24 protein-coding genes are annotated in these 26,394 nt (G+C 64.1%); 11 read left to right on the top strand and 13 right to left on the bottom strand.

The features are described from left to right. Window positions 1-69 precede the first annotated feature (69 nt). Window positions 70-981, bottom strand: a complete 912-nt coding sequence (locus tag JQ587_RS29245; RefSeq protein ID WP_212297194.1) for an amino acid ABC transporter substrate-binding protein — start codon at window positions 979-981, stop codon at window positions 70-72. A gap of 99 nt (window positions 982-1,080) precedes the next feature. Next, window positions 1,081-2,466, bottom strand: a complete 1,386-nt coding sequence (locus JQ587_RS29240) for a M20 family metallopeptidase (protein WP_212297195.1) — start codon at window positions 2,464-2,466, stop codon at window positions 1,081-1,083. 324 nt (window positions 2,467-2,790) lie between these two features. Here JQ587_RS29240 and JQ587_RS29235 point away from each other — a divergent pair, with 324 nt between their 5' ends. Beyond that, a complete protein-coding gene (locus JQ587_RS29235) occupies window positions 2,791-4,170 on the top strand; it encodes an LLM class flavin-dependent oxidoreductase (RefSeq protein WP_212427650.1) in 1,380 nt (459 codons plus the stop codon). 143 nt (window positions 4,171-4,313) lie between these two features. Here JQ587_RS29235 and JQ587_RS29230 read toward each other — a convergent pair whose 3' ends face one another. Next, the gene (locus JQ587_RS29230) at window positions 4,314-5,975 is read right to left on the bottom strand and encodes a thiamine pyrophosphate-binding protein (RefSeq protein ID WP_212427649.1); all 1,662 of its coding nucleotides are present in this window, start codon (window positions 5,973-5,975) and stop codon (window positions 4,314-4,316) included. Between JQ587_RS29230 and JQ587_RS29225 the strand changes: the two genes are divergently transcribed. Continuing rightward, a complete protein-coding gene (locus JQ587_RS29225) occupies window positions 5,910-6,566 on the top strand; it encodes a TfoX/Sxy family protein (RefSeq protein ID WP_249154580.1) in 657 nt (218 codons plus the stop codon). The two genes, JQ587_RS29230 and JQ587_RS29225, sit on opposite strands and share 66 nt — an antisense overlap. On the opposite strand, the gene JQ587_RS29220 is transcribed toward JQ587_RS29225, so the two are convergent. From JQ587_RS29220 to JQ587_RS29210, 3 genes are all read right to left on the bottom strand, one after another. Next, window positions 6,520-7,026: a GFA family protein gene (locus JQ587_RS29220; RefSeq protein ID WP_212297198.1), complete on the bottom strand. Its 507-nt coding sequence runs from the start codon at window positions 7,024-7,026 to the stop codon at window positions 6,520-6,522. The genes JQ587_RS29225 and JQ587_RS29220 overlap by 47 nt on opposite strands. A gap of 148 nt (window positions 7,027-7,174) precedes the next feature. Further along, window positions 7,175-8,302 (bottom strand): alkene reductase, encoded by a 1,128-nt coding sequence (locus tag JQ587_RS29215; protein WP_212297199.1) that lies wholly within the window; start codon window positions 8,300-8,302, stop codon window positions 7,175-7,177. Between the two features lie 118 nt (window positions 8,303-8,420). After that, window positions 8,421-9,917, bottom strand: a complete 1,497-nt coding sequence (locus JQ587_RS29210) for an aldehyde dehydrogenase family protein (RefSeq protein WP_212427648.1) — start codon at window positions 9,915-9,917, stop codon at window positions 8,421-8,423. A 187-nt stretch (window positions 9,918-10,104) separates the two neighbouring features. On the opposite strand from JQ587_RS29210, the gene JQ587_RS29205 reads away from it, so the two are divergent. Beyond that, window positions 10,105-10,950, top strand: coding sequence for an SDR family NAD(P)-dependent oxidoreductase (locus JQ587_RS29205; protein WP_212427647.1), 846 nt, complete (start codon window positions 10,105-10,107; stop codon window positions 10,948-10,950). Between the two features lie 248 nt (window positions 10,951-11,198). Here the strand turns inward: JQ587_RS29205 and JQ587_RS29200 are convergent, their stop codons facing one another. From JQ587_RS29200 to JQ587_RS29180, 5 genes are all read right to left on the bottom strand, one after another. After that, window positions 11,199-11,405: a hypothetical protein gene (locus tag JQ587_RS29200; RefSeq protein WP_018648496.1), complete on the bottom strand. Its 207-nt coding sequence runs from the start codon at window positions 11,403-11,405 to the stop codon at window positions 11,199-11,201. A 116-nt stretch (window positions 11,406-11,521) separates the two neighbouring features. Further along, window positions 11,522-12,739 (bottom strand): hypothetical protein, encoded by a 1,218-nt coding sequence (locus tag JQ587_RS29195; protein WP_212427646.1) that lies wholly within the window; start codon window positions 12,737-12,739, stop codon window positions 11,522-11,524. Further along, window positions 12,739-13,761, bottom strand: coding sequence for a GNAT family N-acetyltransferase (locus JQ587_RS29190; RefSeq protein ID WP_212427645.1), 1,023 nt, complete (start codon window positions 13,759-13,761; stop codon window positions 12,739-12,741). Before JQ587_RS29190 ends, JQ587_RS29195 begins: the two co-directional genes overlap by 1 nt. Window positions 13,762-13,959: 198 nt before the next feature. Further along, entirely contained in the window at window positions 13,960-14,235 is a 276-nt protein-coding gene (locus tag JQ587_RS29185; protein ID WP_195800661.1) for a YiaA/YiaB family inner membrane protein, read from the bottom strand. A 54-nt stretch (window positions 14,236-14,289) separates the two neighbouring features. Further along, window positions 14,290-14,985: a PspA/IM30 family protein gene (locus tag JQ587_RS29180; protein ID WP_212297204.1), complete on the bottom strand. Its 696-nt coding sequence runs from the start codon at window positions 14,983-14,985 to the stop codon at window positions 14,290-14,292. A gap of 101 nt (window positions 14,986-15,086) precedes the next feature. On the opposite strand from JQ587_RS29180, the gene JQ587_RS29175 reads away from it, so the two are divergent. Beyond that, the gene (locus tag JQ587_RS29175; RefSeq protein ID WP_212427644.1) at window positions 15,087-15,731 is read left to right on the top strand and encodes a TetR/AcrR family transcriptional regulator; all 645 of its coding nucleotides are present in this window, start codon (window positions 15,087-15,089) and stop codon (window positions 15,729-15,731) included. Window positions 15,732-15,809: 78 nt separating this feature from the next. Further along, window positions 15,810-17,264, top strand: coding sequence for a dihydropyrimidinase (gene hydA, locus JQ587_RS29170; RefSeq protein ID WP_212427643.1), 1,455 nt, complete (start codon window positions 15,810-15,812; stop codon window positions 17,262-17,264). Window positions 17,265-17,308: 44 nt separating this feature from the next. Here the strand turns inward: hydA and JQ587_RS29165 are convergent, their stop codons facing one another. After that, window positions 17,309-18,661: a glycoside hydrolase family 3 N-terminal domain-containing protein gene (locus JQ587_RS29165; protein WP_212427642.1), complete on the bottom strand. Its 1,353-nt coding sequence runs from the start codon at window positions 18,659-18,661 to the stop codon at window positions 17,309-17,311. 189 nt (window positions 18,662-18,850) lie between these two features. Between JQ587_RS29165 and JQ587_RS29160 the strand changes: the two genes are divergently transcribed. Genes JQ587_RS29160 through JQ587_RS29150 form a run of 3 tightly spaced genes read left to right on the top strand, consistent with a single transcriptional unit; the run spans window position 18,851 to window position 22,651 of the window. Next, window positions 18,851-20,350, top strand: a complete 1,500-nt coding sequence (locus tag JQ587_RS29160) for a DUF4153 domain-containing protein (RefSeq protein WP_212427641.1) — start codon at window positions 18,851-18,853, stop codon at window positions 20,348-20,350. A gap of 13 nt (window positions 20,351-20,363) precedes the next feature. Continuing rightward, window positions 20,364-21,068 carry a response regulator transcription factor gene (locus JQ587_RS29155; protein ID WP_212427640.1) on the top strand — a complete coding sequence of 235 codons (705 nt, stop codon included), beginning with the start codon at window positions 20,364-20,366 and terminating at the stop codon, window positions 21,066-21,068. Further along, window positions 21,065-22,651: an ATP-binding protein gene (locus JQ587_RS29150; protein ID WP_212427639.1), complete on the top strand. Its 1,587-nt coding sequence runs from the start codon at window positions 21,065-21,067 to the stop codon at window positions 22,649-22,651. The genes JQ587_RS29155 and JQ587_RS29150 overlap by 4 nt, the downstream gene beginning before the upstream one ends. Here JQ587_RS29150 and JQ587_RS29145 read toward each other — a convergent pair. After that, the gene (locus JQ587_RS29145; protein WP_007597071.1) at window positions 22,648-22,788 is read right to left on the bottom strand and encodes a hypothetical protein; all 141 of its coding nucleotides are present in this window, start codon (window positions 22,786-22,788) and stop codon (window positions 22,648-22,650) included. The two genes, JQ587_RS29150 and JQ587_RS29145, sit on opposite strands and share 4 nt — an antisense overlap. Before the next feature lie 277 nt (window positions 22,789-23,065). Here JQ587_RS29145 and JQ587_RS29140 point away from each other — a divergent pair, with 277 nt between their 5' ends. From JQ587_RS29140 to JQ587_RS29130, 3 genes are all read left to right on the top strand, one after another. Beyond that, window positions 23,066-23,488: a DUF3606 domain-containing protein gene (locus tag JQ587_RS29140; RefSeq protein WP_212427638.1), complete on the top strand. Its 423-nt coding sequence runs from the start codon at window positions 23,066-23,068 to the stop codon at window positions 23,486-23,488. A gap of 398 nt (window positions 23,489-23,886) precedes the next feature. Continuing rightward, window positions 23,887-25,536: a S53 family peptidase gene (locus JQ587_RS29135; RefSeq protein WP_212427637.1), complete on the top strand. Its 1,650-nt coding sequence runs from the start codon at window positions 23,887-23,889 to the stop codon at window positions 25,534-25,536. 245 nt (window positions 25,537-25,781) lie between these two features. After that, window positions 25,782-26,279 (top strand): hypothetical protein, encoded by a 498-nt coding sequence (locus tag JQ587_RS29130; RefSeq protein ID WP_249154579.1) that lies wholly within the window; start codon window positions 25,782-25,784, stop codon window positions 26,277-26,279. Window positions 26,280-26,394 lie beyond the last annotated feature (115 nt).

Here is a 26,394-nt window from a genome sequence, read left to right as displayed (position 1 = left end):
CAAATGTCCGGCCACTCTGGTGTCAAGAGTGGCCGGACATGATCCCGATCGAAAGATCGAGGTTATGTCTTACTTATAGTCGTCCGGGTTCGGCGAGTCCGAAGGTTTTGCGAACTCGTTCTTCAACTCGGTGGAGATCGGGGTGTTGAGGTTCAGGCCCTTCGGCGGGATCTTCGCGGTGAACCACTTGTCGTAGATCTTCTGGCCTTCGCCCGAGGTGTAGAGCGCAGCGGTCGCCGCATCGACCACCTTCTTGAACGGCGCATCGTCCTTGCGCAGCATGATGCCGTAGGGCTCAGGCTTGGAGAACGCGTCCTTGGAGATAACGTAGTCGCCCGGCGACTTCGAGCCGGCGACGAGGCTGGCGAGCAGGATGTCGTCCATCACGAAGGCGACGGCGCGATCGGTCTCGACCATCAGGAAGGCTTCGGCGTGGTCCTTGGCCGGGATGATGTTGGCGCCGAGCTTCTTTTCGACGTTGGCTTCGGTGAGCTGCTTGATGTTGGTGGTGCCGGCGGTGGAGACCACCGTCTTGCCCTTGAGGTCGTCGATTGACTTCAGCCCGCTCGACTTCTTGAAGACATAGCGGCTGGCGGTCAGGAAATGGGTGTTGGTGAAGGCGACCTGCTTCTGGCGCTCGGCATTGTTGGTGGTCGAGCCGCATTCGAGGTCGATGGTGCCGTTCGCCATCAGCGGGATACGGGTCGCCGAGGTGACCGGATTGAGCTTGACCTCGAGCTTGTCGAGCTTGAGCTCCTTCTTCACGGCGTCGACGACCTTGTAGCAGATGTCCATCGCAAACCCGACGGGCTTCTGGTTGTCGTCGAGATAGGAGAACGGGATCGAGGAGTCGCGGAAGCCCAGCGTGATGGCGCCGGTGTCCTTGATGTTCTTCAGCGTGCCGGTCAGCTCCTGGGCCCCGGCCTGGCTGACGGCGAAGGTCGCGGCGAGCGCGAGGCCGATGCTACGGAAATGTTTCACTTTTTTGTCCCCTTTCAGGATGATGCGGCCGGATGCAAGCACAAATCGGCCCGGATTAGAATGTGACTTTCGGCTGGATCGCAGCTCAGGTTAATGGGCTCAGGTCAGCGGCTTTGGTAATTCCCCGAGATCCCAGAACAGGCCCGCCATCACCGTCAAGGCTTCTTCGGTCAATGGCAGCAGGATGTGCTCATTGGGCGCATGCTGGGAGCAGCCGGGATAGGAGTGCGGGACCCAGATCGTCGGCAGGCCCAGAACTTCCGAAAACACGTCGTTCGGCAGCGATCCGCCGAAGTTCGGCAGCACCGCCGGCGCCTTGCCGGTGGTGTTTTGGACGGAATCAGCCGCCCATTTGATCCAGGGGCTGTCGAAATCGGTGCGCGAGGCGGCAAAGCTCTGGGCTGCCCGCACCGCAACCATCGGAAAGCCGCGTTCGACCAGATGCGCGCGGACGGCGTCAATCAGGCCATCGACCTTGGTCCCGACCACGAAACGCAGTTGCAGCACGGCATTGGCTTGGCCGGGAATGGCGTTCGCCGGCTTCCCGATATTGCCCGACGACATCGCCAGGACTTCCAACGTGTTCCAGGCATACAGCCGTTCGGCCGCGGACAGACCGTCCTCGCCCCAGTTCTCCGCAAGCGCGGGCTCGTCCTCGGTCGGCACCACCTGCACATCGGCGAGATAGCTGCGGATCTGGTTGGTGAGCCGCGGCGGCTTCAGCGCCTCGAGTTGGAGCCGGCCGTGACCATCGACCAGCGTCGAGATCGCGTTGACCAGGATGGTCGCGGGGTTGGCGAGCACGCCGCCCCAATTGCCGGAATGATGGCCGCCGTCGCGCAAATTGACGTCGAGATGGATGCGGATGCCGCCACGGCAGCCCAGGAACAGCGTGGGCCGATCCGCCGACAGCCGCGGCCCGTCGGATGCCATGAACAGATCAGCCTTGAGCGCGTCGCGGTTGAGGTCGCAGACCTTGCCGAGATCAGGCGAGCCGATCTCCTCGCCCATCTCGACGATGAATTTCGCATTGAAGCCAAGCTTGCCGTCGCGGGCCTCGCGCACCGCGCGGAGCGCTGCCATGTTGATGCTGTGCTGGCCCTTGTTGTCGGCAGTGCCACGGCCATAGAGGCGAATGCCCGCCGCAGTCGTGCGCCAGGGGTCACGGCCCTCACGCCACTCGCCTTCCATGCCGTCCACGACGTCGCCATGACCGTAGATCAAGACGGTCGGAGACGAGGCGTTTTCGTGATGCTCGGCGAAGAGGAACGGCGCTTTGCCGCTCGGGGATTCGATGATGCGGCTGGTGAAATCGAGCGCGGCAAAGGACGGCATCATCTCCTGTTCCAGATAAGCGCGCAGCTCGGGGCCGCGCGACGGATTCTGGCTTTCGGTCTGATAAGCAACGCGGCGGTCGAGTTCAGCGAGGAACGCACCGGATTTGAAATCATCCCGGGCGCGGGCGATGGCGTCGGCTCTGGTCATGGCTCGGTTTTCAAAGCTTTGGAACGAAGGACCTTACCCGACCCGGGCAAGGCTTCGAAAGTGGCGGGGACTGGATAGTTCTTGGAATTCTGTTCGAGTTTCTCTTGGGATTCCGTTCTTGCTCTCTTGAGATTGGCTTGCCAAGGGTTGGAGCTCGCTGATTTTGGCCTGCCAAGTTTTGGCCTTGCCAAGTTTTGGTCTTGCCAAGTTTGGGTCTTGCCAAGTTTGGGTCTTGCCAAGTGCAGACCATATGCAAGAACGTCGCCAAGTGGGGGCACATCTATCATTCGAAGAGCGCGCGGTACAGGGCGCCGGGGGACCAGCATGGCGAAGCAGATCAGGCTCAACGCATTTGCGATGAATTGCGTCGCACATCAATCACCGGGGCTGTGGACCCATCCGCGCGACCGCACCGCCGAATATAACCGCCTGCCTTATTGGATCGACCTTGCCAAGACGCTGGAACGCGGCCGTTTCGACGGGCTGTTCCTGGCCGACGTGCTCGGCGTCTACGACGTTTATGGCAACAGCCCTGACGCAGCCTTGCGCAATGCAGCACAGACGCCGTCGAACGAACCGCTACTGCTGCTGTCGGCGATGGCTGCCGTAACGAAAAATCTCGGCTTCGGCGTCACCAGCAATCTCTCCTTCGAGCCGCCCTATCCGTTCGCACGCCGGATGTCGACGCTCGACCATCTCACCGAGGGGCGGATCGGCTGGAACGTCGTCACCGGCTATCTCGACAGCGCCGCGCGCGGAGCCGGCAAGGACAAGCAGACCGGGCACGACGATCGCTACGACATCGCCGACGAATATATGGAGGTGGTCTACAAGCTCTGGGAAGGCAGCTGGGAGGATGACGCCGTGCTGCGCGACCGCAAGCGCGGCATCTTCACCGATCCCTCAAAAGTTCATCGCATCAATCATGAGAGCGCGAACTACCGCATCAACAATACCATTCATCTGAGCGAGCCCTCGCCGCAACGCACGCCGGTGCTTTATCAAGCCGGCACATCACCGCGCGGCCGGCGGTTCGCCGCAAAACACGCCGAATGCGTGTTCATGTCGGGACCTTCGGCGACAATCATTGCGCCGCGCGTCTCCGCGATCCGCCAGGAAGCCGCCGCACTCGGTCGCAACCCGGCCGAGATCCTCATGTTCAACATGATGACGATCATCCTCGGCAACACCGAAGCTGAAGCGGCGGCGAAATATGCCGACTACCGGTCGCATATCAATCCGGAAGGGGCGCTCGCTTTGATGTCGGGATGGACCGGTATCGACTTCTCCGGCTATGAGCTCGACCAGCAGGTCCGTCACGTCCAGAACGACGCCGGTCGCAGCGCACTGGACAACGTCACCCGCGGCGATCCCGATCGCGTCTGGACCGTGCGCGACGTCATCGAACATGTCGGCATCGGCGGCGCCGGCCCCGTCGTGGTCGGCACGCCCGAGAGCGTCGCCGACAAGATCGAGGACTGGTTCGAGAAGACCGACGTCGACGGTCTCAATGTCGCGTTTGCGATCTCGCCGGGCGATTTCGAGGACATCGCCGACATGCTGGTGCCGGAGCTGACCCGGCGTGGACGGTACAAGTCGGACTATGCGAAGGGCACGCTGCGCGAAAAACTGTTCGGCGACGGCCGCGCAAGACTCGATGCGCCGCATCCTGCGGCGGGGTACCGGGTGGGGAAGAAAAGGTAGGCCCCGGTGTCGTCCTGGCGAAAGCCAGAACCCATTACCCCAGGCGGTGGTTTGGCGAAAACTGGTCGTTCGGGATTTGCACCACCCCGCAATCGAAAGATCACGCGGTATGGGTCCTGGCTTTCGCCAGGACGACGATGTGGCTACACCTTCCCGTCCACCATCACCTCGATCAGCTTCGTCCCAGGCCGGTTGAACGCCGACGCCAGCGTCGCCTTCAGCTCGCGGGGGTCGCTGACCCTGACCGCTTCGCAGCCGAGTGCCTTCGCAACACCCGCGAAATCCACCGGCGGATCGGCAAAATCCATGCCGACGTAATTGTCGTCGCCATGGAAGGCGAGCAGGCGCTGCTTGATGATGCGGTAGCCGCCGTTGTTGGCGATGACGACGCTGAGCGGCAGCTTGTGATGCGCCGCCGTCCACAGCGATTGAATCGAATACATCGCGCTACCGTCGCCGGAGAAGCAGACGACGGGACGATCCGGGTTGGCGATGCTGGCGCCGACGGATGCCGGCAGGCCCCAGCCGATGCCGCCGGAGGCGAGGCCGTGATAGCCGTAGCGATCGCGATGCGGACGCAGCGCCGTGATCTGGCGGCTGGAGGTCAGACCTTCGTCGACGAGAATGGCATGGTCGGGCATGGCCTCGACCATTTGCAGCACGAGATAGTCGGGATCGATCGGCGTGCGACCGGCGCTCTTGCCGATCTGCTCGATCAGAGCGGTGCGCCGCGCAGTCCAATTCTTCGGCGCAAGCTCGGCGAGACGCTGCTTCGCACGGCTCGCGAGCGTCGCACCACCCATCTCCTTCAGCACCGGGATCAGCGCGCGCAGCGTTTCCTTCAATTCTGCCTTGAGCGCGATCTCAGCGCCGTAGTTCTTGGCGATCTCCCAATCAACGAGGCCGATCTGCACGATGCCCAGCCCATCCGGCAGCGCATCGATTTCGCTGTAGACCGACATGCGCAGAGGATCGCCGCCGAGCGCTATCAGCAAATCGTAAGGCACCAGCGTATCGCGCGCGACCTTCTGCACGCGGGCCAGCGAGCCGACGAAACTCGGGCTCTCCGAGAGGAAGTGCGAGCCATAGGGCGTCGAGGATTGGTAAGCGGCCGCTCCCAGCACCTCGGCGAGCTCGGCGGCCTCTTTGAGCGCATCACTCTTGACCACCTCGTCCATGGTGACGACCACAGGACGCTCGGCTTTCAGCAGGCGTGCGGCAAGTGCCTTCAACGCTTCGTCCGACGGCTTCGCGCGCGCATCGATGCGGGTGGAACGGCCAAGATCGATGCCGGCTTCGCTGTTGAGGATGTCGCCAGGCAGCGAGATGAACACCGGTCCGGTTGGCGGAGTCATCGCGACCTTGGCGGCACGGCGGACGATGCGCGGCAGGTCCTCCAGGCGCGTGACCTCGACCGCCCATTTCACCAGCGGCTCGGCCATGCGCACCAGGGGGCCATAGAGCACCGGCTCCAACAGACCGTGGCCCTGCTCCTGCTGGCCTGCGGTCAGAATCATCGGCGTGCCCGTGAACTGGGCGTTGTAGAGCGAGCCCATGGCATTCCCGAGCCCCGGTGCGACGTGGACGTTGCAGGCAACGAGCTTGCCGGAGGCGCGGCTGTAGCCGTCGGCAATCGCGACCACCAGGCTCTCCTGCATCGCCATCACATAGGTGAGGTCAGGATGGTCCTTCAGCGCATGCATGATCGGCAGTTCGGTGGTGCCGGGATTGCCGAACAGATGGGTGATGCCCTCGTCCTTGAGCAGCGCGAGAAAGGCGGAACGACCGGTGATCTTGTTCTTCATGTTTCCTCCAGGAGCGGACGTTGCCGCAAGGACGGAGACATGATGGCCGAAGTCGGAGCAGGCACGCAAGGAAGCGCAGTCATGGCAGGCTTGCGCCGGCGCACACAAGCTGGGAGCATGTGCTTCAGCGTGAGCCTTGAGGGGGACACGATGGCGTATGACGAGAACACCGCCGCACGGGTGCGCAAATTGCTGGCCGGCCAGCGATTTGTCGTGGAAAAGAAGATGATGGGCGGTCTCTGCTTCATGGTGAACAACACCATGTGCTGCACCGTCAGCGGTCGCGGCGGAATGCTGATCCGCGTCGGCCCAGCGGCACACGCGCACATGCTGCAGGAGCCGCACACGAGCCCGATGGAAATGCGCGGGCGCATCATGACCGGCTTCGTGCGCGTCGCACCGGAAGGCTACCAGGGCGATGCTGCGCTGAAGACATGGGTCAAGCGCGGGCTCGACTTTGTCGGAACGATGCCGGCGAAGACCGCGGGACGCAAAGCGGCGCCGCGGAAGGCCGCGTCAGCTCCATCCAAGCGCGCCGCAAAGGCTAAAGCGCCTCCTCGCGGCCGAGGTCAAACGGGTCCTCGCCGCTAGCTCGCTTCTTCTTTTTCGAGCGCTGCCAGACCACGCCGGGAAAACCCTTCAGCGGCACCAGTGGCTCGCCAGTATAGGCCCACTCCTGCAACTCCTCGATCGCGATGTGATAGAGCGGCTGGCGGCCGGTACGCTCCCTGAACAGCGCACGAGGGATGTTGACCATGTGCGGGCCACGCGGCCGCTCATAGGCGATCGGCGTGCCGCAATGCGAGCAGAAGCTGCGCGTGGTCTTGGTTGCCTTGTCCTCGTAGCGGGTCAGCGCGGTCTTGCCCGAGGTGATGCGAAAGCGCTTCCTCCAGCTGCCGACATAGGTGGCGTAGGCCGCGCCATGGGCGCGGCGGCTGGCGGCGGAATGATCGTGCCAGGCCCAGCGTGCCGGGACGTCGATCTCGAAGGTGACCTTGCCGCAGAGGCACTGGCCGGTGGCAGTTCCTGCGGCGACTGCGGCTTTGGCCATGAAAGTCCCTCCGTCGTCATTGCGGGGCGCGACGAAGTCGCGAGCTATGATACGCAATTGCGCATCTGAGAATCCATCAGGCGACAATCCAGGACGTGAAATGGATTCCGGGTCGATGCTGCGCATCGCCCCGGAATGACGGGAGAGGTCAGGCCGGCGTCAGCTCGTCATAAACGGGATAATCCGTATATCCCTTCTCCTCGCCGCCATAGAATGTCGCGCGGTTATACGGCGTGATCGGATAATCACGCTCGAGCCGCCGCGGCAGGTCGGGGTTGGAGATGAAGATCCGGCCGAAAGCGATGATATCGGCGTGGCCCTCGGCAATTGCGGCATTCGCCGTCTCGCCGGTGAAGCCGCCGGCGGTCATCAGCACGCCGCTGTAATGCGGGCGGAACAGCACCATCGCCGACGGCACGTTCTCCCAGTGAACGTCGGCACGGCCCGCGCCGCTGGAGCGCGGCTCGATGAGATGCAGATAAGCAAGGCCGAGCTTGTCGAGCGCTTTCACCACGTGGGTGTAAAGCGGCATCGGATCGGGCTCAGCGGAATCGTTGGCAATGCCATGCGGCGATAACCGTAAGCCAACGCGGTTCGCGCCCCAGACATCGATCGCGGCCTGCGTGACCTCCAGCAGCAGGCGCGTACGGTTCTCGATCGAACCGCCATACTGATCGGTGCGCTGGTTGCTGCGCGACTGCAAGAACTGCTCGAGCAGATAGCCGTTGGCGCCGTGGATCTCCACGCCATCGAAGCCGGCCGCGAGCGCGTTCTTCGCGCCCTGCCGGAACGCTTCGACGATACCCTTGACCTCGTCCGTCTCCAGCGCGCGCGGCGTCTCGTAGTCGGCGAGCTTTCCGTCCGCCGTCATCGCCTTCATGCCTTCGGCCCTGATCGGGATCGCTGACGCCGAGACCGGCATTGCGCCGCCATGATACGATGAGTGCGAGACCCGGCCGACATGCCAGAGCTGGAGGAAGATGATGCCGCCCTTGGCGTGCACGGCATCGACCACCTTGCGCCAGCCGGAGACTTGCGCGTCCGAATAGATGCCCGGCGTTGCCGGGTTGCCCCGCCCCTGCGACAGCACCGGCGAGGCTTCGGCGATGATCAGGCCGCCTTTCGTCGCGCGCTGGCCGTAATACTCGGCGTTGAGCGGGCGCGGCGAAAAGCTGTCGCGCTCGGCGCGCATGCGCGTCAGCGGCGCCATCGCGACGCGATGCGCGAGCTTGTACGGACCGACCTGCAACGGCCTGAACAACGCCTCGAATTTCATGGGGACCCCGGATGTGTACGAAAGGATGCGCAGCATATAGCGAGGGCGGCCACCAGAAAAGGCGCCGCCCCACTAAAAGCTGATATTCCCTCGCGCGGAACGCGGGAGAGCACAGGCCTTAAGCCGTCTTGATCCAGACGGCCTTCACGTTGAGATATTCCTCGACGTGCTGCTTACCGGACTCGCGGCCATAGCCGCTCATCTTGTAGCCGCCGAAGGGCACGGCCGGATCCATCGCCTGATAGCAATTCACCCACACCGAGCCGGCACGCAAGCGCTTCGCAACCGCATGCGCCTTGGTGACGTCGCGCGTCCACAATCCGGAGCCGAGACCGAAGGTGGTGTTGTTGGCGCGCTTGACCAGCTCGTCCATGTCCTTGAATGCGATCGCGGAGATGACAGGACCAAAGATCTCCTCCTGCGCGATGCGCATGTTGTCCTGAACGCCCGCGAACACGGTCGGCGAGACGAAGAACCCCTTCGACAGCGCGCCTTCAGTAACGCGGCCGCCGCCGGCGAGCGCTTTCGCACCTTCCTTCTGGCCGATGTCGAGATAGCCCGTGACACGCTCGAGCTGCTGCTCGGAGACCAGCGGCCCGATCTGAACGTTGGGATCGAGGCCGTTGCCGACCTGCAGCTTCTTGCCGAACTCGGCGACGCGGCCGACGAATTCCTCGTAGATCGCCTGCTCGACGAACAGGCGCGTACCGGCGCTGCAGATCTGCCCCGAATTGGCAAACACCGCCATCGCGGCACCGGGAACGGCAGCATCGAGATCGGCATCGGCGAACACGATGTCCGGCGACTTGCCGCCGAGCTCGAGCGAGACGCGCTTGAGGTTGCCGGCCGACGCCCGGATGATCGACTGACCCGTGACGTGCGAGCCGGTGAAAGCGACCTTGTCGACATCACGGTGCGAGGCGAGCGCGGCGCCCGCGGTTTCGCCATAGCCGGGCACGACGTTGACGACGCCGGGCGGAATGCCGGCTTCCATGGCGAGCTCGGCAATGCGCAGCGAGGTCAGCGGCGCTTCTTCCGCCGGCTTGAGCACCACGGTGCAGCCGGTCGCGATGGCGGGACCGATCTTCCAGATCGTCGCGGTGAGTGGGCCGTTCCAGGGAATGATGGCACCGACGACACCGATCGGTTCCTTCAGCGTGTAGGAGAAGATTTCGCCGGGCAGCGAGTTCTCGATGGTCTCGCCATGCATCGCGGTGGTCTGGCCGGCGTAATAGCGCAGCATGCCGACGGCGCGCAGGCGATAGGCGCGGGTGCGGCTCAGCGGCGCACCCATATCGAGCGTGTCGAGCTGCGACAATTCGTCGAAACTCTTCTCGACGAGGTCGGCGAGCTTGAGCAGCAGGTTCTGCCGCTCGAACGGCTTCACCTTGCTCCAGGGCCCCTCGAAGGCACGGCGGGCGGCGGCGACTGCGCGGTCGACGTCTTCCTTGTCGCCTTCGGCGACGGTTGCGAGCAGTTCGCCGGTGGCGGGGTTGTGGGTCTCGAAGCGCTTACCTGAAGCCGCGTCGACCCACTTCCCGTCGATCAGCATTTGCTTGTAGGAGCCGTTGGCGAACGGATGGCGCGTGATCGGAATAGCCTGCGACACAGCCATGGCTGCACTCCCTAGGTTAGGTCATTGATTAGGTTCGATCTGGGCGGGATCGTTAGGTCGAACAGAATACAGCGCTGCCGGATGAGCGTAAAGGCGGCGCGGGACGAAGATCTCCCATGCCGACTTGTGCAGGCTCGCGAGAGTGCCATGTTATAGCTCGACCAAAAGCCAATCCCGGAGAACAGCGATGCCGCATCCTGCAATCGTCAAAGACAATGTTGCCGTGATCACCGGTGGCGCCTCGGGCATCGGATTTGCTGCCGCCGAAGCCTTCGCACGCGCCGGGATGAAGGTATGCATCGCCGATGTCGACGAGGCGCGACTGACTGAAGCCGCAACAAAGCTGTTATCTGTTGCGCCCGCCACACATGTCATGACCTTCGCCGTCGACGTCGGCAAGGCAGAGAGCGTCAGGGAACTGGAACGCGCGGTAGGCGCGCATTTCGGCGGCACAGACCTGCTCATGAACAACGCCGGCATACAGCCCGGCAGCACGCTGTTCGGCGAACCCGACGATTGGCAGCGCATCATCGCCGTCAACATGTGGGGCATCATCAACGGCTCGCGCATCTTCGCCCCCAACATGATCGCGCGCGGCAGTTGCGGCCTCATCATCAACACTGGCTCGAAGCAGGGCATCACCACCCCGCCCGGCGATCCCGCCTATAACGTCTCCAAGGCCGGCGTGAAGGCCTTTACGGAAGCGCTGCAGCACGAGCTACGCAACACCAGGGATTGCCACGTCACGGCACATCTGCTGATTCCCGGCTTCGTGTTCACGAGACTCACCGCGAAGGGCCGCACTGAAAAGCCGGCCGGCGCATGGACGCCGGAGCAGACGGTGGAGTTCATGCTGACGCGGCTCGAGGCCGGCGATTTCTACATTCTCTGCCCCGACAACGACGTGCCGCGCGCGCTCGACGAGAAGCGCATGCTCTGGGCCGCCGGCGACATCGTCGAGAACCGCCCACCGCTGTCGCGCTGGCACCCGGATTATGCGGATGCGTTTAGGAAATTTGTGGAGGGGGAGTAGGCAAGCACCGCTCTCTCACTCCCTCGCCCCGTTCTTACGGGGAGAGGGTGGGGTGAGGGGCTGCCTCCGCAATTGCGGTTTGAAATTATTCAAGGGATCTCGCAGAGCGCGGCGGTGGAGCTGGCGAGACTTTTATCGCGGCGCCCCAGTGCCATGCCCCTCACCCGGATCGCGTCGGACGATGCTTCGCATCGCCGAGGGCGATCCGACCTCTCCCCGCAGAAGGGCGGGGAGAGGTGAAGTCAGCCCTACAGCGTCTCTTGCTTGTGCCCGCAATTCTTGCAGGCGAACTTGACGCGGGTCTGGCCTTTTTCCGCCTGGACCCGGTTTGGCGCGCCGCATTTGCCGCAAACGGCCTCAATGCGGGTCGAGCCCTGCTTCACGACAATGGTCTTCTTTTCCATCGATTCGCGGATCAGGCGCTCAGCCTCTTCACGCAGGGATTGTTTCGACAAAGCTCGTCTCCGCCTTTGAAAGCGCGAGAGCCATATCGCACTTGCGTTCGAATCTCAATGTGTGATCCGTCATTCCGGGATGGTCCGAAGGACCAGACCTCGACCTCGACAATACATCAGGCCATCATCGCCCGAGGCGGGACATCATCCGTCATGATCAGGATGCGCTGCACCAGGGCGATCGCCGTCTCGGTGGCGGGATCGGCCGACGTCACGGGAACCGCGAGTGCCAGAAGATCGACCGGGTCGGATGAGAGCACGACGAGATGTGTCGCATTGCCCGCGGCCAGCAGCGACACCAGCCGCTCCACCGCCGGATCGATCGACGGATGCCCCCACGGCGCATCGGCGCGCCGCAGCACGCGATGGCTCATGAGACGGTGACGCAGCAGGAGCGGATCGTAAGCCGCGAGATCGTCCTCGCGATACCGCCTCGCGCTCTCGAACAGCGGGTGACGCAACAGCTCCGCGATGAGTTGGTCGCGTGTCGTCGCCGGCGAGATCGCGACCGAGCTCAGCACGCCCGGCGCGCGGGATTCGAGGTAAGATCTCAAGGTATCGGTCATAAGGCCGATCGCCAGAACGCCTGACACGGCGATGGCGCAGAAGCGCGCAATTTGCGCCGCATCGACGTCAGGGGCCACGAAGGCCGCGGCGAGCCCGAGCAACGCCGAGCTCACCAGCCGGAGCACCGTGAGCAGCACCGCGTGCCAGCGTGCTTCCCCGCTGCTGCCGGCGATCAACATGGCGGTGACCACGAGCAGTGCGCCAAGCGCGCCCAGCTTGACCGGCATGTCCGGCATCAACGCTCCGAAATCGGTGACGATGAAGGGCAACACGATAACGGCGCCGATAGTCATGCGATCGATGCCCCGGTTCTCCGAGGCCATCAGCGACTGGCGGTCGCGGGTCGCGAGCAGGAACGCGCAAGCCGCGAAGCCGCCGAGCTGAAACAGCGCGAGCGCGACGGCATAGGGCGTGTCGAAGCGTTCGAGCCCCAGGGCACCGCCGACGCCAAGCACGGCTGCGCCAACCATCACGGCAAGCTTGACGGCGCGGGGCGCGTGCCGCCGCAGCATCCCCTCGGTCACGATCAGCGCGCCGAAGGGAATGGCGGCGGCGGGGATCACCGAGAGGTCGTCGAGCAGGCTGCTTCCGGTCAACCACGCCACGCTTCGCACCAGAAACAGCAGCGCGACGATGCCGAGCGCGATCAGGAAGCGTCTGGTCAACGGGCTCCGTGCATCGCGCCGGTGGAGCGCGAGCATCGCGACGATGAGCCCGATGACGCCGCAGACATTGACGATTGCATTGGCAATCACGACAGATGTCATCAGCCGCGCCCCCGCCGTGGCCGCAGCGTGCCAAACGTCCTGTCATCGTCGAGCCAGTGCATGACCGGCAACACCAGCCGTTGCAGCCCCAGGAACAGCGAGGCAACCAACAGGCCGGGCAGCGAGCCGTGCGGCACTTGCTCGAACAAATAGGCGCGTGCGGCCGCAAGATCGACGCGGCCGATCTGGAGGACATCGTCGCCGCGATCGTAGTTGAGCTCGCGGGCACAGAACTCGCCATATTGCGGATCGCGATGCTTCGGCGCCTCGTTAAACGTCTTTTTCAGCGCATCGGAGCCGCCGGTATAGGCATCCGTGATGACGGAGCGGCCCTCGTCGAATCCCGCCTCATCGCCGACGCCAAACACGCTGCGGTGCAGCCGCATGATACCGCGGGCGAGTTGAAGATGGGCAAAACTCTGACGCGCTTCCGCGCGCGGCGATGGATAGACGTCGGAAAAAGTCTCGCTGACCATGCCGACCACGCTGGGCACCTGGGTGACGTTGGAGATCCAGCGCGGGCGCAGGCCGTCGCGCAGGAACAGCACCAGCGTGGTCAGGCCGTAGAGCACCCAGGACAGCCCCTGCCCGCGCGCATCGGGATCGACCATCACGAGCCCGAGATGGGTGACGTCGGCGGGCGCGCCGTCGAGCTCGACCCGCATCACCGACAGTGCGTTGAACGCGATCGGGCGCCCGCTGTCCTCCTCCGAGATCAACGTGACGATGGCGCGGGACAGGCGCTCGCGTTCGCCGGAGAAGATGCCATAGGTCAATTCATCGGCCGGCAGCGTCTTGGCTGCGACGGTGCGGAGCTGCGCAACCAGGCGGTCCAGTTCACCCTGCGACAACGACAGGCCGGGACTCTCGACGATGCGGGTCACGTGCCCGGGGTGGGTGCGCAAGGCAAGATCGATGGTCGGCTGAGCGAATGCCTTGAACCAGAACGCCGCATGGCCGCGCATCCGCCTGGCGGCCTCGCGCAAGTGGTGCCAGCTTCGTTCGGTTCCGAGATCTGCCATGCTCGCCCGCCTGTGATCGGGACGGTTCTTCGCGCAAAGCGTTTAAGGAGCGATGAGCACCATTTTTGGGACGCTTGCAGGGTAAAGATTATGTTGCCGCGATCGCTGCAAATGGCCTGAAGCGGCGGATGCTTCCGCATCCGCCGCCCCGAGCCGGTTGCAGCTCGTTACCCTGCGTTCTCGCCTCAAGCCGTCCTCTCAAGCCGCCTTGGAGACTTCCATCAGCAGCCGCTCGGCCTTGGCATCCTCGATGCGGTTCACCAGGCGACCGCTCTCGTGGTTGTCGCGCACGGTCTTGGTCAGGGTGACGCAGGTCTGGATCAGCATCACGATGCCCATGGTGAGATAACCCTTCATCCAGAGATCGATCGGCAGGAAGAAGATGCCGATGGCGACGAGGAAGGCGGAGGCTGCGAAGGACGCGTAAGTGAAGGTCACCCAGGCGCCGCTATGAGGTTGGCCGTTCTGGTTCATGATGGTCTCCTGTTGGCTCGAATAATGATGGGGTTTGAGAGATCGGGTTCGGGATCAGGCAGTCGGCATGCGCTTGGACTTCAACCGCGCCAGCACGTCGTCCGCGGTCGTCTTGAGCCGGGGGCCAAAGCCCTGCTCGGCGAGTCTTTCGGCGGTGGCGAGCGGACCGGTGGCCGCATCGAGCTCGACCAGTGCGTCATCGGCGGCCTGGGCTTCCATCTGCCGCTCGCGCAGCCGCCTCAAAGTGCTCTCCGCCTCCGGCAACGTGGATTCGTAAGGACGCGCTGCCTCGATGCCGCTGCGGCGAAGCGAACGCACCGCTTCCGAGGCGCGGGCGACACGGCGGCCGCGATCGAGCTCGGTGATGCGGGCCTGCGCGCTCGCGACATGGCGCTTCAGCCGGGCGATCTCGGTGGCGAACAGCGCGCGCGCCGTCAGCGCCGCATCGCGATCTGCCTCCAGGCCGGCGATGGCTTCGGCCGCGTCCTTGGCGAGATCCTCGCGGCCACCGTCGAGCGCTGCGACCGCGCGGGTCTCAAGATCGGCGATGCGGGCCACCGTCGCCTCGAGCTTGCGGCCCTCCTGCTGGTCCTGCGCGATCGCCAGGGCCAGCGTCCGCTTGCTGCGCTCGACGGCTGCGGCCGCATCGCGCATCTGCTGATCGAGGATCAGCAGGGCCGTCCGGTCCTCCAGCTCCTCGCCGGCGGCGGCCACGCTACCGCGGAAAAGTGTGATTACGGTCTTGAACATTGGCGGCTCCCTGTTATGAGCATTGCTCACAGATGCTTTGTAGCACATCTTGAGCGTCGCTCAAGAACAATTTGAGCGACGCTCACGATTTTGGTTAACAAATGACTAAAGCCTTGGAACGTCGAGAGAAACTTCGCAGCGACCTGATCCTGGCCGCCGAGCGGATGATCGCCAACCGCGGATTGACGGGCCTGAAGACCCGCGATCTCGCCCGCGAGATCGGTTGCGCGAATGGCGCTGTCTATAATCTCGTCGCCGACGTGGACGAGCTGATCCTGCGTGTCGGCTCGCGCACGCTGCTCCGGCTCGATGCAGCGCTGAGTGCGGCGGAAAGCACCGGCCCCCACTCGCCGCAGGAGACCCTGGTCCGCATTGCGATTGCCTATTGCGATTTCGCCGCGGAAAATCTTCAGCTCTGGCGTGCGCTGTTCGAACATCGCATGGAGGCCGACAAGATCGTCCCCGACTGGTCGATCGAGGACCAGATGCAGCTGTTCAGGCACATCTACGTGCCGCTTGCCGCACTGTTTCCAGAACGAGGTGCGGAGGAGCTCGGCATCACCGCGCGCAGCCTGTTTTCAGCGGTGCACGGCATGGTCGCGCTCGGGCTTGAGCAGAAACTTGTCGCCGTGCCGCTGCCGGCGCTGCGCAAGGAGATCGCGGGCCTCGTACGTGCGATGATCGACGGATTGATCGCGCGGGCGGCCCTAGCGGCCAAGAGCGCGCCACGAACGGCGGCTGACTAAAATTTCGCCTGTCACATCGCGACCGGGGCGCTTAGCTTTCGCCGCGCACGATCCTCTCCCCTCTCCCTCGGAGCTCCCATGTCCCTCCTCATCCGCGGCGGCACCATCGTCAATCATGATCATTCGCGCCGTGCAGACGTGTTGATCGAAAGCGAAACCATCGTCGCGATCGGCGCAGCGATCGCTGCGCCCACGGGAGCGGAGATCATCGACGCCGGCGGCGCCTATGTCATTCCAGGCGGCATCGATCCGCACACCCATCTCGAAATGCCGTTCATGGGCACCGTCACCGCCGACGATTTCGAATCCGGCACCAAGGCGGCGCTGAGCGGCGGCACCACCATGGTGGTGGATTTCTGCCTGCCCGATCCCGGCCAGTCGATGCTCGCGGCCTATCAGGAATGGCGGCACAGATCCGAGAAGGCGGCGACCGACTACGGCTTCCACATGGCGGTGACGTCGTGGTCGAAGCAGATCTATGACGAGATGGAGACCGTGGTCAAAACCTACGGCATCAACACCTTCAAGCACTTCATGGCCTACAAGGGCGCGCTGATGGTGAACGACGACGAGCTCTACAACTCCTTTGCGCGCTGCGCCCATCTCGGCGCGATGCCGGTGGTGCATGCGGAAAATGGCGACGTCGTCGCTTTGATGCAGGAGGCGCTGATCGCGCGCGGCGTCACCGGGCCCGAAGGCCACGCTTATTCACGACCGCCGGAAGTCGAGGGCGAAGCCACCAATCGCGCCATCATGATCGCCGACATGACGGGTACGCCGGTCTACATCGTACACACCAGCTGCCGCGAGGCGCACGAGGCGATCGCTCGCGCACGCGCCGCGGGAAAACGCGTTTATGGCGAGCCGCTGATCCAGCATCTGCTGCTCGACGCCGGCGAATATCAGAACAAGGACTGGAATCATTCCGCGCAACGCGTGATGTCGCCGCCATTCCGCGACAAGACGCATCAGGACAGCCTGTGGGCGGGCCTGCAAGCCGGCTCGCTGCAAGTGGTCGCGACCGACCATTGCGCCTTCACCACCGAGCAGAAGCGGTTCGGGCTCGGTGACTTCAGAAAGATCCCGAACGGCACCGGCGGGCTGGAGGATCGCCTGGCGCTGCTATGGACCGCAGGCGTCGCCACGGGGAGGCTGACCAAGGAAGAGTTCGTCGCGGTGACTTCGGCAAACATCGCCCGCATCCTCAACATCTATCCGCGCAAGGGCGCGGTCGCCGCCGGCTCCGACGCCGATCTCGTGGTGTGGGATCCCAACGCGAGCAAAACCATAAGCGCAAAACGGCAAATGAGCCGGATCGACTACAATGTGTTCGAGGGTTTTGCCTGCACCGGCGGGTCCGCAGCAACGCTCTCGCGCGGCCGTATCGTCTGGAGGGAAGGCGATCTGCGCGCCGAGGCGGGCGACGGACATTATGTCGAGCGGCCGGCCTTCTCACCGGTGCACGTCGCCAATTCCACCTGGAAGGAGCTGACCGCCCCGCGCGCCGTCAGCCGCGGAGCGATCACGCCTTAGCATCGCAACACGTCTCAATCAGAAACGCTAGTTCGCAGCGAGCGTCAGTTCGCAAAAGGCTGGTCGGCCAGGCTGATGGCGTGCGAGGCGGCCCGCGCCTGCTCCGTTGACACAGGCTTGCCCCGCCGCATCGCGCTCGCACGCAGCATGGCTGCGTCGAGCTTGCCCTGCCGTGCTCCATCGAGCGCGCATCCAAAGATCCGGTAGAATTGCGCACCGTCATAAGCAACGAGCAGCAGATCGACGCCGGCATTGATGGATTCCACCACGGCCTTGCAGACATCGTGCTGATAGATCGCGCCCATCACCAGATCGTCGGTCATCACCAGGCCCTGATAACCCCATTTGTCGCGGATGATACCACCGACGACGCGCTTCGAATGCGAAGCGGCGCGGTCGGGATCGACCGCGGTCAGCGTGATATGGCCGACCATGAGAGCGCTGTGCGAGTGCGACAGAATTTCGCGAAACGGCAGCCAGTCGGTGGTTTCCAGCTCCCTGATCGGCGTATTGAGGCTGGCGCTGAAATGATGCGTGTCGGTGCGCACGCGGCCGATGCCTGGAAAATGCTTGAGCGTCGCGCCAACGCCTGACTCCTCCAGCCCCTGCACGTAAGCCGAGGCGATGGTACTGACGACAGCGGGATCGGTGGCAATCGCGCGTTGGCCGATCAGCGTGTGGAAGTCGAGGCGGTTGCGTCGCTGCGGCGGTTTGAGATCGAGCACCGGCGCGAGATTGAGATTGACGCCCAGGCCGGCGAGCTCGCGGCCATGGATGCGGCCGAACTCCGCCGCCTTGGATTGCTGCTCATCCGGAGGAAGCCCGGCGAGCGTCGCCAGCGCCGGCACTTTTGTCAGCGGCGGCGCGAGGTGCCCGACGATTCCCCCCTCCTGATCCGCGGCGACGATGAGCGGCGGCAGGCCGGCGGCGCGTCGCTTCTCCTGAAGCGCCGCAATCTCGGCGCGCAACACATCGATCGTCCGGCCGCGGATATTGTGCCGAGTGACGTAGACGCCGCCGATCAATCCTTGTTCGGCCAGACGCGCGACCTCCGAGAACGACGAATAGCCCACCATGAAATGTGGGCCAAGCTGACGCGCCTCAGTCACGCTGGCGCTAAGCACATCGTGCTTGCGCAGCTCGAAGCTGAGATGCGCCACCGCCATCAACACCGGCGGGAGGCACCAGAGCATCACGAGCAGCTTGCCGGCGATGCTGCGCCAACGCCCGCGACGCAGCAGGACGGCGACGAGCAGGAGGCTTGCGGCGACAAGCGCGAGGTTTCCGGCGCCGCGCAACGGGACCAGATAGGGATCGTTCTTGTTTGCAGCGGCGAATGCAACGAGAGGTGCGGCAGGCCAGAGCAGGAGAAGGCCGATACGACGGAGGAATTGCATGATGCATCAAGTGCGAGGAGTGGCGAATGCCTCGCACCTATCAAGGCGATTTGCGCTGGGCGAGAGGCAAAATCGCGCCTGCACGAAAACTGCAAAAGACTCCTGAAACCGTGCAGACGAAGGCCCCGGCTTCTGCGCAAGAGCCGTCCAAAGTTCGTGACGCTACCCATCACGAAAGGTCACCTGCACATGACGAGCCTTGCTACGACGATCGCAGCGGACATCCGGCCGACCAGGTACTCCTCGATTCCGGCCAAGGTCGGCCTCGCGCTGGTGCTGGCCGCGCTCGCCGACTGGTTGTTCTATGGTGAGCGGATCGGGCTGTCGCTTTCACTCTTCGCGATCGTGACGTCTTGCGTGTCCGTGCTCTTCAATCATACGACCTTAAACCGGCGCCGCGCCGTGATCGGCGCAGCCATTCTCGTCGCAGGCCTGGCGCCAGCTATCGAAGAGCTCAATCCGCTGTCGTTTCTGATCCTGATCACCGCGCTGCTGATGGCCCTGCTGCTCGCGACCAATCCTGAGACGACCGGCCTCGTGGACCGCCTCCGGGCGTTGCGCAACTTCGTCCTGTTGGGTCCCTTCAGGTTCTTCCCCGACGCACTCCAGATCTTCAACATGTCGGCGTTCACCCGCGGCGTCGCACTCTGGCTGCTGCCGGCGGCGCTGGGCACAGTCTTTGTTGCCCTGTTCGCCGTGGCCAATCCCGTGATCGAGCATTGGATGTCCCTGCTCAATCCGATGGTCATCATCGACTATATCAGCATCCCGCGCGTGCTGTTCTGGACTGTGATGCTGGCACTGGTCTGGCCGTTCATCCACGTGCGCTGGCGGCGCAGGACGATCGTAACGGCGGCCGTCGACGATGTCCCCGCGCCGCCGCCGCTTCCGCCGCTCGTCTCGGCCGAGTTTCTGGGACCATCGACGATTTTGCGTTCGCTGATCCTGTTCAACCTCCTGTTCGCGACACAGTCCATTCTCGACGGCCTCTATCTCTGGGGCCATCTGACGCTACCTGCCGACATGACCTATGCTGCCTACGCCCATCGCGGCGCCTATCCGCTGATCGCAACCGCCCTGCTCGCCGCCGCTTTCGTGCTGGTTGCGATGCGTCCGGGCGGGCCGGCTGAGAAATCGACGATAATCCGTCCGCTGGTCTACATCTGGGTGGGCCAGAACGTCCTGCTGGTCGCGTCCTCCATCCTCCGGCTCGATCTCTATGTCGATATCTATATGCTGACCTATTGGCGCATCGCTGCCTTCATCTGGATGGGGCTGGTCGCGCTGGGGCTGGTCCTGATCGTCGCCCGGATCGTGCTCAACCGGTCCAACCGGTGGCTGGTCAGCGCCAATCTAATCGCGTTAACGATCGTGCTGTATGGCTGCTCGCTGGTGAACTTCGACGCATTTATCGCCGACTATAATGTCGTCCACAGCCGGGAGGTTTCGGGCAGAGGCATGCCGATCGATACTCGCTATCTCGCGCAGATCGGACCGCAGGCCCTGCCTGCGATCGAGAGGATGATGCAGATTCGCGCCGACAGCACCCTTGTTGGATGCCACGATCGCCTTGTAGAAACTCAGCGCATGGACATGGCTTGGCGAACCTGGGGCTTTCGGAGCTGGCGGCTGCAGCGCAGGCTGGAGGCCGAGGCGAGAGGCCAGTCCGGCCGCAAGCCGGCCGGGTGAGCGGAGAGTTTCCTTGGCGCACCGCATTCTCATTGTCGACGACGAGGGCCACATCCGCGAAGTCATCCGCGTCGCCCTGAAGAAGGCCGGCATGGATGTGATCGAGGCGCGCGACGGCAAGGAGGCGCTGACCCGCTTTGCCGCCGACAAGCCCGACCTGATCGTGCTCGACATCGGCATGCCCGAGTTCGACGGCCTCGACGTCTGCCGCGAGATCCGCAAGGGCTCCGATGTCCCGATCCTGTTCCTGTCGGCGCGCGATGAGGAGATCGACCGCATCCTCGGCCTCGAGATCGGCGGCGACGACTACGTCACCAAACCGTTCAGCCCGCGCGAGCTGGTGGCGCGGGTCAATGTGATCCTGCGCCGCCTCAGCCCGCGCAACGGCGAGGCCAAGGCCGGACCGGCCGCACTATCGCAAGGCGCCCTGCTGATCGATCCCGAGCAGCACGTCGCAACCTTTGCCGGCACGCCGCTGAAGCTGACCGCGATCGAGTTCGGCATCCTGCTCGCGTTTCTGGCCCGGCCAACCTCGATGTTCAACCGAGAGCAGCTGATGCGGGCGGCCTATCAGCTCAATATCCAGGTCTCCGACCGCACCATCGACAGCCACATCCGCAACATCCGCGCCAAGCTCGCGGCGCTCGCTTGCGACAACGTGATCGAGACCATCCACGGCGTCGGCTTCAAGCTCGGCCGCTGCGAGAAAGAGGCATGAGCGCGGCGCCCGACAAATGGCGGCCGTCGCTGGGGCTTGTAATCTTCGCGGTGCTCGCCACCGTTGCGGTGCTGCCGCTGGTCGGCCTGTTCTTCTTCCGCCTTTACGACAACCAGCTGATCCGCCAGACCCAGGCCGAGCTGATCGCCCAGAGCCGCGTGCTGGCGACGATCTACGCGCAGGAGGTCACGGCAAGGCTCGACAGCGGCCTGACGCTCGGCGCCGAGGTGCCGCCGAACGTGCTGCCTGACCCCGGCGACCCCGTGACGCCGATCCGCCCAGCACTCGATCTCACCGCCAACGATCTCTTGCGCCGCCGCGCGGATGCGCTGCCTGCGTCCCAGCCGGCGCAGGCGGCCTATGTCGAGATCGGGGCAAAGCTGACGCCGATCATCCGCGAAACGCAGAAGGTGACGCTGGCCGGCTTTCGCATCCTCGATCCGCAGGGCGTGGTGATCGCCGGACGGCAGGAGGTCGGGCAATCGCTCGCCCATATCGAGGAAGTCGCGGACGCGCTGCACGGGCAGTACCGCGCGACCTTGCGCAACCGCGTGCCGGACAAGCCGCCGCCACCGATCTATTCCTTCAGCCGCGGGCTTGGCGTGCACGTGTTCTCGGCGATGCCAGTCATCGTCGACAACCGCGTCGCAGGCGTGATCTACACCACGCGGACCCCGAGCAACATCTTTGACCATCTCTACCAGGAGCGGGCCAAGTTCGTGCTGGCGGGGCTTGCGGTGGTCCTCGGCACGATTGCGATTGGCCTGGTATTCTCACGCACCATCACGCTGCCGATGCGCGAGCTGATCAATCGTGCCGCCAGAATCAGCCGCGGCGACCGCGAGGCATTTCAGCCGCTCCGGCATTACGGCACACGCGAGTTCGCGCAGCTCTCGCACAGCTTTCTCGGCATGGCCGAGCAGCTGGCGCGGCGATCGGACTATATCGCGACGTTCTCGGCCCACCTCACCCATGAGCTGAAGTCACCGCTGACCTCGATCAAGGGCGCGGCCGAGCTGTTGCAGGATTCGTTTCAGGGCAAGCCCGAAGGCCTGACGCCATCGGAGCAGCGGTCCTTCATCGCCAACATCCTGTCGGACACAAAGCGGCTGGAGGCGATGGCGCAGCGGCTGCGGGAGCTCGCCCGCGCCGAAAGCCTGCCGCAGAACGAGCGCACCGAGCTTGCGCCCGTCATCGCCGACCTCAGGGGCCGGTTTCCGGCGAGCGCCATCGAGGCCAGCGGCAGCCTCGACCGGGCAATCGGCATGTCCGGCGAGAAGGCGCTGATGGTGCTGTCGCACCTCGCCGACAACGCGATGGGGCACAAGGCCCGGACAATCAGGCTGGAGGCGGTGGACGAACGGACGACCCTGCGGCTGACGGTGAGCAATGACGGCGAGCCGATCTCGGCGCCGAATCGCGACAGGATCTTTGACGCGTTCTTCACGACCCGGCGCGACGAGGGCGGCACCGGCATGGGGCTCGCGATCGCGCGCGCGGTGATGGCAAGCCATGGCGGCTCGATCAGGCTCAAGTCCTCCGAGGAGGGCGTCGCCTTCGAGCTGCAGTTTCCGGTCGCCTAGATCGCGAACACCCAGGCGGCGACGATGGTGCCGATGGTGACGAGACCAGCGATGGTCCAGCCGGCGGCATATTCCAGCTCAGGATGACCGGTCGCCCGCATGATCTCTGCCGGATCGGCGGTATGCTTCTCTGCCATGACTGCCTCGCACGTGTTTTCCCGTGTCATGGATAAGTCGCACCAGCCGCGATTAGGTTCCGTCACGGACGCGCGAGTGGCAAAAAAGGTCGAAAACAACCCCATGCAAAGTAGAACGGCCTCGCCGGCCTGCACCGGTGTCACGCACCACAACCATTTGACCCATCGAGCCAAAACCCCCGCGCCGCGCAAATCCTCCCGCGCGCGTCATCTTGCGCTGCAAAATCGGATTGCATGCTAGACTGGACGCACGCAGATCCCAGGGCAGGAGAGAGGCATGGCCGACGACAAGACCAAGCGGGGCGGAGTGGACCGCAAGCTGATTGCGCTCACCGAGAGATACGAAGTCGCCTACTGGTCGAAGAAATTCAAGGTGACGCCGGCCAAGCTGAAATATGCGGTCAAGAAGGTCGGCCATTCCGCAACGAAGGTCGAAGACTACATCAAGCTCCAGAAGCACCGCGCTGCCGACAAGAGCCGGATCGCGCTCGGCGAGGCCTATGAAGTCCGCTACTGGTCGAAGAAGTTCAAGATCACGCCGGCCAGGCTGAAGGCCGCCGTCGCTGCCGCCGGCCATTCTTCCAAGAAGGTCGAGGCGTATCTGATCGCGCAGAAGGCGGCGAAGAGGAAGGCGGCCAGGAAGGCAGCGAAGAAGACTGCAAAGAAGAAGACATCCGCCTCGCGAAAGAAGGCCGCCTGAATCGCCGGACCATACGCTCCAGCCTGACACATCAGCCGGCGTGCAACGCCGGCTCGCGCACGCGCGGCGATTGTGACGATTCTAGCAAGTCGGATCGCCAACTACGTCAGATCGATTGGCTCATCGACGCTGCGCGCCTGCGATAATCTGACGCAATTGTGAGACGCGCACTGCGCGATCGGCTTTGCCGCGCCAGCATCCCGCTGTTAGGATGCATTCCTTAAACTTACTATTTTAGGTTTGGCATACTGACGTGCTGGTAGTTTCTGCCGGCACACCACGATTCATTTTCGAACACCTGAACACTTTCGAACAGACAGAACCCACGAACGCACAGCACTCGCGTTCGCAATTGCCAATTCCCGGTTCGTCAACCACCCGTGCAAGGAGGAAATACTATGTCCCCTAGTGCAACACCCCACATGGTCGAGCTTCCCAACTCCGTCCATCAACTGCCGACAGGCTCGAAGGCGATGCGCCGAACCAACGGCCAGCGCTGGATCGAGCTGACGCTCGGCGTCAAGCGCTCAGCCGATCTGCCCGATCTGTCCGATCTCGACAACAAGCTTCCCAAGGCGCGCAAATACATGACGCGCGATCTGCTCGCGAGCAAATACGGCTCCGATCCCAAGGCCATCAAGTCGATCGAGGATTTTGCCAAGGCGCACAAGCTCGTCGTCACCCGCAACGAGCCCGCCGCCGCGCGGCTCGGGATCGCCGGGACGGTCGACGACGTCAGCGACGCCTTCGGCGTCACGCTGTTCGACTATTCCCATCCGCATCTCGGCGATTTCCACGCCCGCACCGGCCCGGTGCACGTCCCGGCCGAGGTCGGCGATGCCATCACCGGCGTGTTCGGGCTGAACAACCACCGCGTGATGCGCCGCTCGCGCCATTCGGCACGCGCCGCGGCGCCGGATTTCGCCAGCTCGGTACGGCACTGGTTCGTTCCGACCGAGCTCGGCACCATCTACGACTTCCCCCAGATCGATGCGAGCAAGCAATGCATCGGCCTGCTGGAGTTCGGCGGAGGCGTCGAGACGCCTGACGTCGCGGCCTATTTCACCAAGATCGGCGTGCCCGCGCCGGAGGTGGCCGTCATCGCGGTCGACGGTGTCTCGACCGATCCGGCCGGTGATCCGGATTCGACCGGTGAGGTGATGCTGGACGTCGACGTCGCCGGCGCGCTCGGTGGCGGCGCCAAGATCGCTACCTATTTCTCGACCTTCGACGAGAAGGGTCTGGTCGATTGCCTCGCCAAGGTCGTCAGCGATTCCGTCAACGATCCTTCCGTCGTCTCGATCAGCTGGGGCTGGGACGAGAACCAGGCCTTCAACAACAGCGGCGTGATCTGGTCGCCGGCGGCGATCGACCATTGCAACCACAGCTTCCTTGCGGCCGCCCATCTCGGCATCACGTTCTGTGTATCGACCGGCGACGACGGCTCGGAAGCGCAGATGCAGGACGGCCGTGCGCATGTGAATTTCCCCGCAACCAGTCCCTACGTGCTGGCCGTGGGCGGAACGACGCTCCATGCGCGCGCCAACGCCAAGAAGCAGGTGCAGATCACCGAGACCGTCTGGAACGACGGACCGGGAAGCGGCACCGGCGGCGGCGTCAGCGACATCACACCGGTCCCGGCCTGGCAGAGGGGCATCGTGCCGAAGTCGGTCAATCCCAGGCACTTCGCCGGACGCGCGATCCCTGATGTCGCGGCCAATGCCGATCCGGCAACGGGTTATCTGACGATGTCGGGCGGCAAGCTCGGCATTGTCGGCGGCACCAGCGCGTCCGCGCCGCTCTGGGCCAGCCTGGTCGCCCGGATCAACGCCTCGCTCGGCGCACGGTCCGGCAATTTCAATGCCCTGCTGTATTCGAAGTTCGGGCCAGCCGGCGTGCTGCGCGACATCACGGTGGGCAACAATGACACCGACGGCCTGCTCGGCGGGCAATACAAGGCGGGCCCGGGATGGGACGCCTGCACCGGCTGGGGCGTGCCGGATGGCAAGAAGCTTCTCGCGGCACTTCAGGGAGGGCCGAGCAGCTAGCCGATCTTTCTCTGGCGCAGGCGGGCGATCGTTCGCCTGCGCAACAGATCGATAACCGGCCGCGTCCATCCAACGCGGCCGGCATCGTGTTGTTCGCACCGGCATCCAGCGGAGCCGCGGCCACCGCGGTCGTTCGCAGCATCGGCAAATCCGCCACGATGCGGCCTTCCCCTGGATAGGACATCCGTCATAGGCTCGGCGTGCCATCGCGGCGACGAAGCCGTGACCTTCGAGGAGAGACGCTCATGAGACGCGCGATGTCGTCCTGCCTCGCCGGTGCCATGCTCGTGGCCGGCGCCTCTCCCGTCGCGGCGGCATCCGGCACTGCGCCGACGAAAATCTCGGGCTCCACGGCGCTCGCGCTCGCAGGTGTGATCGCGCCGCTGTCGCCGATCCTGTCGGGCGCCGAGAAGAAGGCGGTGGCGATGCTGTTCGCGGCCAACGCCGACATCCCCTACAGGAAGCCGATCGTGGTAACCGCGGACAGGATCGTTTGCCGAACCAGCAATGTCGACATCACCTTGCGCAATTGCGAGGTCACCTTCGGCAAGAAGGTCAAGACCGTGAACGGGTCTACGGCCAACGAGATTTTCGCGACCGAGGCCCTGGCGGGAATTCCCGCCGACGGTGCGGCCGGATCGAATTTCGAGAGCCTGAGCAAGCTGAGCTGCACCATCGACCCCAATGCGATCAGGCAGAAGGACGGCAGCGGCGCGGATTGCACGTTCCAGCCGGGCAATTGATTCCATAACGGCCGAACGGCCAGGAATGGCGCCGCGCCTGCAGCGATTTGCCGATTTTCGATATGCGCCAAAAGCGCGCGGTGCACCTCATACGATCGGAGCACCGTCAACATTT

It is taken from the genome of Bradyrhizobium manausense, assembly GCF_018130615.1.
Lineage (GTDB): Bacteria > Pseudomonadota > Alphaproteobacteria > Rhizobiales > Xanthobacteraceae > Bradyrhizobium > Bradyrhizobium manausense_A.
Note: the sequence above shows the minus strand (reverse complement) of the source record. Positions and strands in the feature narration are given on the sequence as shown.

Coding starts and splice junctions, on each gene's coding strand:
- JQ587_RS29150 (WP_212427639.1), top strand. CDS start 21,065: ATGAGCGCGGCGCCCGACAAATGGCGGCCGTCGCTGGGGCTTGTAATC.
- JQ587_RS29175 (WP_212427644.1), top strand. CDS start 15,087: ATGACTAAAGCCTTGGAACGTCGAGAGAAACTTCGCAGCGACCTGATC.
- JQ587_RS29190 (WP_212427645.1), bottom strand. CDS start 13,761: ATGGCAGATCTCGGAACCGAACGAAGCTGGCACCACTTGCGCGAGGCC.
- JQ587_RS29210 (WP_212427648.1), bottom strand. CDS start 9,917: ATGGCTGTGTCGCAGGCTATTCCGATCACGCGCCATCCGTTCGCCAAC.
- JQ587_RS29130 (WP_249154579.1), top strand. CDS start 25,782: ATGAGACGCGCGATGTCGTCCTGCCTCGCCGGTGCCATGCTCGTGGCC.
- JQ587_RS29165 (WP_212427642.1), bottom strand. CDS start 18,661: ATGCAATTCCTCCGTCGTATCGGCCTTCTCCTGCTCTGGCCTGCCGCA.
- JQ587_RS29220 (WP_212297198.1), bottom strand. CDS start 7,026: ATGGCCAAAGCCGCAGTCGCCGCAGGAACTGCCACCGGCCAGTGCCTC.
- JQ587_RS29160 (WP_212427641.1), top strand. CDS start 18,851: ATGACGAGCCTTGCTACGACGATCGCAGCGGACATCCGGCCGACCAGG.
- JQ587_RS29180 (WP_212297204.1), bottom strand. CDS start 14,985: ATGTTCAAGACCGTAATCACACTTTTCCGCGGTAGCGTGGCCGCCGCC.
- hydA (WP_212427643.1), top strand. CDS start 15,810: ATGTCCCTCCTCATCCGCGGCGGCACCATCGTCAATCATGATCATTCG.
- JQ587_RS29195 (WP_212427646.1), bottom strand. CDS start 12,739: ATGACATCTGTCGTGATTGCCAATGCAATCGTCAATGTCTGCGGCGTC.
- JQ587_RS29225 (WP_249154580.1), top strand. CDS start 5,910: ATGGGTGATGCCCTCGTCCTTGAGCAGCGCGAGAAAGGCGGAACGACC.
- JQ587_RS29205 (WP_212427647.1), top strand. CDS start 10,105: ATGCCGCATCCTGCAATCGTCAAAGACAATGTTGCCGTGATCACCGGT.
- JQ587_RS29230 (WP_212427649.1), bottom strand. CDS start 5,975: ATGAAGAACAAGATCACCGGTCGTTCCGCCTTTCTCGCGCTGCTCAAG.
- JQ587_RS29135 (WP_212427637.1), top strand. CDS start 23,887: ATGTCCCCTAGTGCAACACCCCACATGGTCGAGCTTCCCAACTCCGTC.
- JQ587_RS29140 (WP_212427638.1), top strand. CDS start 23,066: ATGGCCGACGACAAGACCAAGCGGGGCGGAGTGGACCGCAAGCTGATT.
- JQ587_RS29240 (WP_212297195.1), bottom strand. CDS start 2,466: ATGACCAGAGCCGACGCCATCGCCCGCGCCCGGGATGATTTCAAATCC.
- JQ587_RS29145 (WP_007597071.1), bottom strand. CDS start 22,788: ATGGCAGAGAAGCATACCGCCGATCCGGCAGAGATCATGCGGGCGACC.
- JQ587_RS29235 (WP_212427650.1), top strand. CDS start 2,791: ATGGCGAAGCAGATCAGGCTCAACGCATTTGCGATGAATTGCGTCGCA.
- JQ587_RS29215 (WP_212297199.1), bottom strand. CDS start 8,302: ATGAAATTCGAGGCGTTGTTCAGGCCGTTGCAGGTCGGTCCGTACAAG.
- JQ587_RS29185 (WP_195800661.1), bottom strand. CDS start 14,235: ATGAACCAGAACGGCCAACCTCATAGCGGCGCCTGGGTGACCTTCACT.